This window comes from Dactylosporangium sp. NPDC005572, assembly GCF_040605515.1.
GTDB lineage: Bacteria > Actinomycetota > Actinomycetes > Mycobacteriales > Micromonosporaceae > Dactylosporangium.
On record NZ_JBEXCY010000390.1, the window covers coordinates 1 to 4,552 of the forward strand.

At 68.2% G+C, this 4,552-nt stretch carries 5 protein-coding genes and 1 pseudogene; 3 read left to right on the forward strand and 3 right to left on the reverse strand.

All coding sequences use genetic code 11. From position 1 onward, the window contains the following. Nucleotides 1-284: substrate-binding domain-containing protein (locus ABZS66_RS60535; protein ID WP_354773891.1), on the reverse strand; the 284-nt coding region annotated here is incomplete at its 3' end. 460 nt (nucleotides 285-744) lie between these two features. Further along, complete coding sequence (locus ABZS66_RS60540) at nucleotides 745-1,185, reverse strand: AbfB domain-containing protein (protein ID WP_354773887.1); 441 nt, start codon at nucleotides 1,183-1,185, stop codon at nucleotides 745-747. Nucleotides 1,186-1,400: 215 nt separating this feature from the next. Here ABZS66_RS60540 and ABZS66_RS60545 point away from each other — a divergent pair. The 3 genes and pseudogenes from ABZS66_RS60545 to ABZS66_RS60555 form a co-directional block, all read left to right on the forward strand. Next, nucleotides 1,401-1,559: pseudogene (locus ABZS66_RS60545) on the forward strand (GntR family transcriptional regulator); the annotation flags it as partial. Nucleotides 1,560-1,574: 15 nt separating this feature from the next. Beyond that, nucleotides 1,575-2,036 (forward strand): GntR family transcriptional regulator, encoded by a 462-nt coding sequence (locus tag ABZS66_RS60550; protein WP_354773893.1) that lies wholly within the window; start codon nucleotides 1,575-1,577, stop codon nucleotides 2,034-2,036. 218 nt (nucleotides 2,037-2,254) lie between these two features. Next, nucleotides 2,255-4,060, forward strand: a complete 1,806-nt coding sequence (locus ABZS66_RS60555) for a DUF4118 domain-containing protein (RefSeq protein ID WP_354773895.1) — start codon at nucleotides 2,255-2,257, stop codon at nucleotides 4,058-4,060. 246 nt (nucleotides 4,061-4,306) lie between these two features. Here the strand turns inward: ABZS66_RS60555 and ABZS66_RS60560 are convergent. Beyond that, on the reverse strand, nucleotides 4,307-4,552 hold a 246-nt coding region (locus ABZS66_RS60560), incomplete at its 5' end, for a hypothetical protein (protein ID WP_354773889.1).

A 4,552-nucleotide genomic window follows, 5' to 3' on the forward strand; every position in this document is an offset into this window, starting at 1 on the left:
AGCACAGTGTCCCAACCCGACTCGACCACCGGCGAGAACGCGATGATGTCGACCTTCTGCGCGATGTAACTGCGGATCGCCTTGATCTGGTTCTCCTGCTTCTGCTGCGCATCGGAGAACTTCAACTCGATACCCGCGGCCTCGGCCGCCTCCTGGATCGACTTGGTGTTCGCCGTGCGCCACCCACTCTCCGCGCCGACCTGAGCGAAGCCCATCGTGATCTTGCCGTCGTCCGCGCTCCCGCCGTTACTACCGGCCTCGTTCTCGCCACCACAGGCGCCCACGGCGCCGAGGACGAGCAGGCCGCCGAGCACGGCCGCAGACCATCTCTTCAACACTTGAGTGATGCCCTTCACGTTGTTGGGACTATGCCTGAGTGCATGCCCACCCGCTCGTGTTAACGCTCACATTCCGCAGGATTATCCTCCCGTCGGAATGTCCGGATCGATAGCCCTGCGCACCGTCCAGCACACAAGCAGAGAGGATCGCCTTCGATTTCGAAAGTGTTAACGTTCTCAGACCCGCCGTCAAGACCGTGCGGCAATACGCCATTTACCTGTGACCTGACGACCGCATCTGAACCACACTCATAACACTTTTTGCGAGGGATTTTGAGGCACCTTAATGGCAGCGATCCGGCATGACCTGAGCCGCTCGCAGTGGCGTACCCGATCGCTGCCGCAGTTGCCGCGGATGGGTCGCAGACGCGAAATGGATCGTCAAGCTAGTTCGCAGCAGGTGGCGTCAGCTGACCCAGGGGGTGTGAGTGACGAAGGAGCTCTGGCGGGCGAACGCCACCGTGCCGTCGGGGACGGCCAACCAGCTGCCGCCGTCGCGGTGGCGCAGCACCAGAGCTGGATAATTGTGCGACTGCAGCACCACGGAGCCCGTGGCCGCGCCGGGCCGCGGGCAGAATGTCGCGTCCTCCCGGAAGAGTGCCGTGTGGTCGTCGACGCTGAACCGCAGGCGCAGTTCCGAATGCCGCAGATAGCGGCCGTCGGCAGCTCGGAAGGTCACGCACCGCACGTCGGCCAGGCCGCCGACGACGGTGAACGTCGCCTGCTGCCGGACCCGCTCGGCGCTAAAGGCAGAGACCGGGCCGAGCGTGGCGAAGTCACCGGCGTTCGTAACAAACTCGCCGGACCGGTCCACCGATTCGAACGACCACTCGCCGACCGGAACCATGGCGGGTAGGCCGGGTGGGCTCGGCGTGGTCGACGCGGAGTTGGTCGGTGCGGGATCGGCCGGTCCCGCAGCGGTCGGAGCGGCGGCGCTCGGAGCGGCGGCGGTCGGGCGGTCCGGAGGCTCGGGCCAACCGGTGTACGTGACACCGGCAACCGCGATCACCGCGACACCGGCAACCAGGCCCGACGACCCGCGCTCTCGTTGATGAGACCGTCGCCGCGATCAGGACCCGGATCATGTCCGGCGACATACCCATTGGCGCCCAGCTGCACCAGGCGGAGCTGGCCAAGGCGCTCGGCGTCAGCCGCACGCCCGTGCGCGAGGCCCTGCGCCAACTGCAGGCCAGCGGCCTGATCGAGGTCGTACCCAACCGCGGCGCCGTGGTCCGGGTGCCGGCGCCGTGGGAGGTCCGGGAGACCTATGAGGTCCGCGCCGAGCTCGAGGGCCTGGCCTGCGAGCGGGCCGTCGGCCGGATCACCGGGGAGGTCCTCGACGAACTGGGGAAGGTCAACGAGGCACTGCGGCCCGGCGCCACGGCCGTGGGCGGCACGAGCACTGCGGCCAACGACCGGTTCCACACCCTGATCCACGGCGTCGCCGGCAATGAGCGCCTCGCCAGGATCATCAAGGAGATCAACGAGGCGTTTCCGCGGAACGTGTCGGCGTCGGTGCTGCAGAACAACCCCCGGCACCGTGCGGACAACTTCGCCGAGCACGAACGCATCATCGCCGCATTCGCCGCTGGGGACGCGCACCTGGCCCGGCGGGAGATGCAGGCGCACGTGATCAGCGCGGGGGTTCAGCTCGCCCGGTGGTACGAGAACCGCTCCGCCGCCGTCTTTCGCGGTTGACCGGTCGTCTGCCGGCCCTGTTTGACCGCTACGGCCGAGCGGGAGTGCGGGGCCCATCGGAGTAGCCTGTAGGGCGTAACGAGGCCTTTTGAGAGCGTATCGTCGCGCGACTCACGCTGCCTCGCCGGCTGCGAGGCGTCCAGCCTGCGATCCTCACGCGTGTGGCGTGATGCGGGAGGGGGCGGCCCCATATGCGGGCTCGCCTGCTGTGGTTCTTGGTGCGTCCGAAGCCGCCGCCGTTGCCGCTCGGGTTGCTGTTCGCGGCGGTGCTGATCGGGGTGGAGACACTTGCGTTGTTCCCGCTGCACGGCACCGCTCACCAGGATTCCCGGGGCGTGGTCTACCTCGTCGGCGTCCTGATCGTCTCGACCGTCTGCGGTACCACGCTTGGCCTGCTAACGGCGCTGGCCAGTGCCCTCGCTTACAACTACTTCCACGTCCCGCCCTTCGGCACACTCGACCTCTCCGCCAGCGAGGACCTGCAAGACGTAGCCGTCTTCATGGCGGCCGCCCTGCTGGTCAGCGGTCTGGCAAACATCGCCCGCAAACACGCCGCCGAGATATCCGACCGGCGCCAGGAGGCCGACCTCGGCGCCGACCTTGCCCATCTACTCCTCGGCGCCGACAACTTGCACCCCGCACTGCACACCGCTGCACAACGAATCGCCCAGACACTCCAGATCCCCTGGGCCGCAATCGAACTCGGCACGCACATCACGGACACAAACCCGGCCGCCTACCCGTTGCGCGCCGGGGAGACCGTCTTGGGCACCCTGCTGGTCCCAGCCGACTCGCTCGAATCCACCCGGCGACGCCTGCGAGAACGGATCGTCCCCACACTCACGTCAGTGCTCTGCGCTGCGCGGGAACGCGAGACGAGCCGCCAGCAGTCCACGCACCTCGCTCAACAGCAGGCCGCGTTGCGCCGGGTGGCAACGCTGGTCGCACAGGGGGCTACGCCAGCCAACGTGTACGACGCCGTGGCCGACGAGATCGGCCGAGTCCTCGGCCCCTACCCCACGGCGCTGTACCGCTACGAGCCTAACGGCACCGCATTCAGAGTGGCTGGCACCGGGGAGCTGAACCTGCCCGAACGGTCATTCCCTCTCCACGGCGAGACGCTCCTCACGACCGTGCTACGGACCGGCGCCGCGGCCCGGATAGCCTCGTACGAGCACGCCACAGGACCCAACGCCGAAATCGCCCGCCGCGAAGGCATCCGCTCAGGAGTCGGTGTCCCACTCATCGTCGAAGGCCGTACCTGGGGCGTGGCCGTCGTCGTGACAACGGGGCCCGAACCGTTGCCGGCTGACACTGAGACCCGCATGGCCGACTTCACCGAACTCGTCGCGACCGCGATCGCCAACGCCGAGGCTCACGCCGAACTCACCGCGTCCCGCGCCCGCATCGTCGCCGCCAGCGACGAGGCACGCCGCCGCATCGAACGCGACCTGCACGACGGCGCACAGCAACGCCTCGTCGCGCTCGGCCTCCAGATACGCATGGTTGAGGAAGCACTGCCCACCGGCCTGGACTCCATCCGCCACGACATGTCGCAGGTCGCAGACCACCTGACCGGCATCCTTCACGACCTGCAAGAACTCTCGCGCGGCATCCACCCGGCCATCCTCTCCAAAGGCGGACTCGTCCCAGCCGTCAAGACCCTCGCCCGCCGCAGTCCCACACCCGTCGACCTCACCCTGGCCGTCAACCGGCAACTACCCGAACAGGTCGAGGTCGGCGCCTACTACGTCGTGTCCGAGGCCCTCACCAACACCGCCAAACATGCCAAGGCGAGCCTGGTTCGCATCAACCTCGAAGCCGGCGACACCTGCCTGCGGATCTCCATCCGCGACAACGGCATCGGCGGCGCCAACACCGTTAGCGGCTCAGGACTCGTCGGCCTCTGCGATCGCGTCGCCGTCCTCGGCGGCCGCCTCGACATCGTCAGCCCCACCGGCCACGGAACCGCACTCCTGGCCGAAATCCCGACCGACAGCGACCGAGCCCAGGCCACGGGTTGACGACTGACAGTTCATGTTGTGCGGGCGTGGTCGATGCGGAGCAGGACGAGTGCTGGGCGACGATCTTCCGATCCGCCAGGGGCACAGGCCGCCGCCGCAGAGCGCCTTGAGCCAGGTATCGTCGCCTGGTCCGGGCTCAAGGCGTCGGGGTCCGGGTCAACGGTCTCGCCTCGTAGCAGACGGCGCACCACGTCCACCGCCCCGACCAGACGCCGAGCGTTGGCTCCGGTACGCTCGCCGGCCGCATCAACACCGGACCGGATCACCGACAAGCGCGTCGGGGATGCGCAGTTCCCCGACGTCTCGCCCGGATCCCCAGACGGTGAGCGCACCGGCGCGGATCAGGTCGATGCCCGGCCCTCCGCTCCTGAGGATCTCGACGTCGTCTCCCGCGAGGCGCACCACGGCGTCGTTGACGGAAAGCACGCCGTCGCCGTGCCGGACGACTTCCGGGTACGGCCGGTGGAGCTCCCGCAGGTCGGCCAGGATGAA